Source organism: Anaeromusa sp. (assembly GCF_028691475.1).
Taxonomy (GTDB): domain Bacteria; phylum Bacillota; class Negativicutes; order Anaeromusales; family Anaeromusaceae; genus Anaeromusa.
The window spans coordinates 1-5,468 of the sequence record NZ_JAQUZF010000145.1 but is presented as its reverse complement, the minus strand read 5'-3'; the positions used below and the strand labels follow the sequence as shown (position 1 = coordinate 5,468).

5 protein-coding genes and 1 pseudogene are annotated in these 5,468 nt (G+C 51.1%); all 6 read right to left on the bottom strand.

Translation table 11 applies throughout. The annotated features are described in order from the left end of the window. Positions 1–206: pseudogene (locus PHF27_RS13105) on the bottom strand (hypothetical protein); the annotation flags it as partial. Between the two features lie 253 nt (positions 207–459). Beyond that, positions 460–987 (bottom strand): RsiV family protein, encoded by a 528-nt coding sequence (locus tag PHF27_RS13100; protein ID WP_300070969.1) that lies wholly within the window; start codon positions 985–987, stop codon positions 460–462. A 162-nt stretch (positions 988–1,149) separates the two neighbouring features. After that, the gene (locus tag PHF27_RS13095; protein ID WP_300070966.1) at positions 1,150–2,433 is read right to left on the bottom strand and encodes an ArsB/NhaD family transporter; all 1,284 of its coding nucleotides are present in this window, start codon (positions 2,431–2,433) and stop codon (positions 1,150–1,152) included. Positions 2,434–2,541: 108 nt separating this feature from the next. Further along, positions 2,542–3,765, bottom strand: a complete 1,224-nt coding sequence (locus PHF27_RS13090) for an NRAMP family divalent metal transporter (protein ID WP_300070963.1) — start codon at positions 3,763–3,765, stop codon at positions 2,542–2,544. A 23-nt stretch (positions 3,766–3,788) separates the two neighbouring features. Then, a complete protein-coding gene (locus tag PHF27_RS13085) occupies positions 3,789–4,580 on the bottom strand; it encodes a putative hydro-lyase (protein ID WP_300070960.1) in 792 nt (263 codons plus the stop codon). Positions 4,581–4,602: 22 nt separating this feature from the next. Beyond that, positions 4,603–5,364 (bottom strand): 5-oxoprolinase subunit PxpA, encoded by a 762-nt coding sequence (locus PHF27_RS13080; RefSeq protein ID WP_300070957.1) that lies wholly within the window; start codon positions 5,362–5,364, stop codon positions 4,603–4,605. Between the last annotated feature and the right edge of the window lie 104 nt (positions 5,365–5,468).

The window sequence follows — 5,468 nt, the reverse complement described above, 5'->3', positions numbered from 1 at the left end:
GCTACCCGGAAAGAAAGCTGGCTTTCCTTGCGCCCCTTCACTTCGCCGGCATAGAGACCGCTGGCCAATTGATTGTTCGCGCCAACGCTTTCCACTTTGACAGCCACTTTATTTTCCATTACTTCTTGCTTCGCTCCACAGCCTCCCAAAAATACAAACGCCGCTAACACCGCTGCTGCGTAGAGCCTGCTATTCATTTTTCGCAAATTAGTTCACCTCTTCGTACTATATCGATATTTTTTAGTTTAGGCCGACGCACTTTGCTTGTCAATAGCGAGGATCGAACAGGAGAGAAACACAGACGAATACGAGAACTTGAACAAGAGTCACGGGAGTCGCGGGAGGGTACGCAAGAGAAAAACCAGAACACGGTTTTTAACAAGAGTAGAGTGAGTAAAGGGAGGGTACGAAGGAGAGTATTGAAAAAAGCGCAAGACAATACTGCCTTGCGCCTAAAAATTATAAATTACGATACTCTGGTTTTAACAATTCCTGCACCTGAGCGAAGGAAATCAAAAACTCCACTTGCCCCATGCGGGCCGGAGCAATCTCACAGGGGCGAAAATAGACGACAATGCCTTGAGGAGTCAAATAAAAAGTCTGCTCCTCGCGAATGCCTTGGAAGCAATAACGTCCGCTTTCCGGTCTAGCCATAATAAGTGCGTTGATACGTTTAGCATACGCATCCCCGGGAAGGAACAAATCGGCAAGGCGAAGCTGTCTGCCATCTTCTACGCGGTAAGTAAGACCGACGGCGTTTCGCTGCCCTTGCTTGGCCGCCAACACGCCGCTGACAACCAGCCCGTCATTGAACCGCACATCATACTCGCCCGGCAGGCGCTGGCCCTGCAGTTCCTTGTGCTGCCTGGCCTCCGGCGGCGCCGTGATTACCGCTGCTTCCGCCTGGGGCCACGCGCCAAACAAAACTGCCGCTGCCGCCATTCCCGCCAAACCTGTTTTCAGAACCGACACAGTACATTTGTTCATACCGTTAGGTACCTCCTGATTTCTTGGTTTGTCTTTGCGGATTCATCGTTCACTTATGCCGTCCTTTGCACCTCCTGCGCCGCCGGACAGTCAACTGCCCGACAGATGAAATTGTTCCTTTATTCGACATTATACAACTATTTTCCTGCTGCGTTCTAGTTTTTACCTATAAAAGTAAGTCAGCCAAAGATAGCCATGGGAAATGACAATCGACAACAGCATAAGCGGAAAAGCGATTTTCAAGTAGTACTTAAATGAAATAACAAAGCCGTTTTTTTCCGCAATCCCGGCTACTACCACATTAGCGGAGGCGCCAATAAGCGTGCCGTTTCCACCCAAGCAGGCTCCTAGCGATAGCGCCCACCAGACCGGCTCCATCGGCAGCCCGCCCAGTTGGCCGACTTCTTTAAGCAAGGGAATCATCGTCGCTACAAAGGGAATGTTATCAATAAAAGCCGAGGCAATGGCGGAAATCCACAACACCAAGAACGTCATTTCCTGCACCTGCCCATGGGTTATGCTCAAACACCATTGCGCCAAGGCGCCAATGACGCCGGTAGCCCGCAAACCGCCCACCAGGGCAAACAAACCCACAAAGAAGAAGATAGTCGGCCATTCTACGTGAAGCAGAATGTCTTCCGGCTCCTCTTTGCTTATAAGCAGCAAAATCATCGCGCCAGTCATCGCCAGCGTCGCCGACTCCAAATGGAGCATGCCATGGAGCATAAAGGAACCAATCGTCAACACCAAGACAGCCAAGGACTTTTTCAAAAGCAGCCAGTCTTTAATCTGCGCCGCCGCGTCCAGCGCCAGAACCTTGGAACGGTTTTCTTCGGTCACATCCAAGTCCTTGCGGTAAAAAAACATAAGCAAGGCTACGGTCACGATCAAAATAATAGTGCACACAGGGGTTAATTCCAGCAAAAAGTCGTTAAAACTCAACCCCACTGCGCTGCCGATCATGATATTCGGCGGGTCGCCAATCAGCGTGGCCGTACCGCCAATATTGGACGCCATAATCTCCGAAACTAAAAACGGAATGGGATTCACGTCCAGTTTATCCGTCAAGGTCAAGGTGACCGGAACCACCAAAAGGACGGTCGTCACATTATCCAAAAACGCGGACGCCACCGCCGTAATAACCGACAATAAGGCCAACAGCCAAAGCGGCCGCCCCTTTGTCACTTTCGCCGCCCAGATGGCCACCGCTTCAAAGGCGCCGGTGCGTCGCGTGATGGCCACTAAGATCATCATGCCAATCAGCAGTCCTAATGTATTAAAATCAATATCCTCCATAAGTACAGCTTCTTGGCTGACAAAGCCGCAAAGGATCATCGCCATCCCGCCAGCCATAGCGACAATCATGCGGTGCACCTTTTCCGAAATGATCACCCCGTAAGCAACAAGAAACACGAGGATCGAAAGAAAAAAAGAGATATCGCTCATGCCAACCCCTCCTGACACAACATAGGAAAAGAGCCGTTAAGCCGGCCCTTTCCCTAAAGTTTAACCTATTTCTTTATAAATTATACCGCAAAGCGACCAAAGATCCCACTATTTCCAAAGGCTCGCAATGCCCTGCAGCGAAGTAGCCCCAGCATAAGCGGAAACCAGCACAGCCAAAATCCCAAAAATAAACAACCAAAGCGGATGCTGATAGGTGCCGACAATCTTCTTGTTTCGCGCCGCCAAAAGCATCGCTCCTAACGTAATCGGCAGAATCAAGCCGTTCAACGAGCCTACCAAAACCAAAATAGCTACCGGACGCCCAATCAGCACAAAAACCAAAGTAGAAATCAGAATAAACACCATAATGACATAGGAATTATAGGTATCAACCGTTTTCGACATGGACCGCAAAAAAGAAACGCTAGTATAGGCCGCGCCCACAACCGACGTAATCGCCGCTGACCAGAGCACGATGCCAAAGAACTTATACCCCACATCGCCAGCGGCAATTTGAAATACTGACGCCGGAGGATTGCTTGCCAACAACTGCGCACCGGTACTCACTACGCCCAGTACAGCCAAGAACAAAATGACCCGCATCACCCCAGTGACGACAATGCCGGTAACGGCGCTCTTATTGACTTCTTTAAGATTTTCTTCACCTACAATTCCCGCATCCAACAAGCGATGCCCCCCGGCAAAGGTAATATAACCGCCTACGGTACCGCCCACCAAGGTAATCATAGGCAGCATGAGCATCCCATAGTCCGTAGGAAACAGGGCTTTCGCCGCCGCCGTAGCCACCGGCGGATTAGAAGCAAACATAACATAGGTTGTCAGTAAAATCATCAAGCCGCCTAGAACCTTAGCAACCTGATCCATAGCCGCACCTGCTTCTTTAAAAGCAAAAATGCCTAATGCCACGACGCAGGAAATCATCGCGCCAGTCTCCGGAGAAATTCCAAAAAGCACATTCAGAGCCAAACCGCTGCCGGCAATATTGCCGATGTTGAAGGCCAACCCGCCCGCAACAATCAAGATAGCAATAAAATGTCCCAAACCGGGCAATACCGCATTGGCCACATCCTGGCCGCGCATGCGACTCATCGTAATGACCCGCCACACATTCAACTGCGCGCCAATATCAATCACAATTGACGCTAGAATAGCAAAGGCAAAATCAGCGCCGAATTTTTGCGTAAACACCGCTGTTTGCGTAAGAAAACCAGGGCCAATCGCCGAAGTGGCCATAATAAAGGCCGCTCCTAGCAGCACCGACCAATTTGTTTTTCCAGAATTACCCGTTTTAGAAATTACAGGCTCTGCCATAGATATACCTCCTACTATTTTTTTTAGATAACCCCATAGGACTCATCGGTCGTATCACAAATAAACATATACCCCGGGGCATGCGTAATCATCAGCTCCGGCTTGGTATTCATCGCCACCGCTTGCGGAGTTACGCCGCAAGCCCAGAAAACCGGCACCTCTCCGGGACGAATGGTAACGGCATCACCAAAATCCGGTTTGTTCAGATCGCGAATACCAATACTTTCCGGCGAACCCACATGCACCGGCGCACCATGTACCGCCGGAAAACGCGAGGTGACTTGAACCGCTCGCACTACCATTTTCTCCGGTATAGGCCGCATGCTGACCACCATGGGCCCGGAAAACACGCCAGCCGGCGTACAGGGAATATTGGTAATAAACATCGGCACATTACAACCTTCTTCAATATGACGTACAGGCACGTTATTCTTCAGCAGCGCAGTTTCAAAAGAAAAGCTGCACCCTAATAAAAAGCCCACCATATCCTTCGTCCAGTACGCTTCTAAATTACTGACCTCTTCCACAAACGCCCCCTTGCGATACACTCGGTATTTCGCGATGTCATAACGCAAATCCGCACCGCTTCCTACTAAGCGAGGCTCCGGGGAGCCTACTTCCGTTACGTCCAATATTGGACAAGGCTTGGGGTTCCGTTGGGCAAACAATAAAAAATCATACGCCAGATCTTTGGGCAAAATCGCCAGGTTTGCTTGCGCGTACCCCTGGGAAACCCCCGACGTGGGCCGGCACAGCTTCCCTGCTCGAATCAACTGACGCGCCTGCTGTGGCGATAACAAAGCTACGTTTTCCATGTAAATCCCCCCTCCTTTTCGTTCAGAACGTTCCAAAGGCTTTCACTTCTACGCCAGCGGCATCCAAGGCTTCCCGTATGGCCTTTATCATGGCAACCGCTCCTGGCGTATCGCCATGAACGCAAACCGTTTGCGCCGTAATTGGCACCGTCTGACCATCAAGGCTCCGCACCTGGCCTTCGCTTACCATCTGCAGCACCCTCTGCGCCACTTGTTGAGGATCACGAATAACTGAGCCCTCCTGTTTGCGCGGCACCAAAGTCCCTTGCGCCGTATAGGCGCGGTCCGCAAAGGCTTCTTCCACATATGGAACGCCTTCGGCTTTTGCCGCTTCCACCATCAGGGAGTTTCCCAAACACAGCATATACAAAGCAGGATCTACCGCTTTGATGGCTTTGGCAATGGCCGTCGCCAGAGCTAAATCCTTAGCCGCCGCATTATACAAGGCGCCATGAACCTTTACGTGCTGCAGCTTTAGCCCCTCCGCCCGGCAAATGGCTTCCAACGAACCAATCTGGTACAGCACGTCGGCGTAAACTTCTTCCGGCGAGAGAGCCATCAAACGCCGCCCAAAGCCGACCAAATCGGGAAAGGACGGATGCGCGCCAATCGCCACGCCGTGTTTTTTCGCCAGCCGCACCGTTTTTAGCATATTCGCCGGGTCGGAGGCGTGAAAGCCGCACGCCACATTGATCGAAGTCACATACGGCATGGCTTCTTCATCATAGCCAAGCTTATAGGTCCCAAAACTTTCCCCCATATCGCAATTCAAATCCATTTTCATTGTCTTCATCCTTCCTGCACTTGCACCTGATAGGTCACGCCAGCCACGACGATGCGAAACTGACGTCCTGTTGAACGTTCTTCCTCTTCCGCCAGCCACGCCGC

Excerpts from the sequence above, each read along its gene's own strand:
- PHF27_RS13100 (WP_300070969.1), bottom strand. The coding sequence starts at position 987 with ATGAACAAATGTACTGTGTCGGTTCTGAAAACAGGTTTGGCGGGAATG.
- PHF27_RS13095 (WP_300070966.1), bottom strand. The coding sequence starts at position 2,433 with ATGAGCGATATCTCTTTTTTTCTTTCGATCCTCGTGTTTCTTGTTGCT.
- PHF27_RS13090 (WP_300070963.1), bottom strand. The coding sequence starts at position 3,765 with ATGGCAGAGCCTGTAATTTCTAAAACGGGTAATTCTGGAAAAACAAAT.
- PHF27_RS13085 (WP_300070960.1), bottom strand. The coding sequence starts at position 4,580 with ATGGAAAACGTAGCTTTGTTATCGCCACAGCAGGCGCGTCAGTTGATT.
- PHF27_RS13080 (WP_300070957.1), bottom strand. The coding sequence starts at position 5,364 with ATGAAAATGGATTTGAATTGCGATATGGGGGAAAGTTTTGGGACCTAT.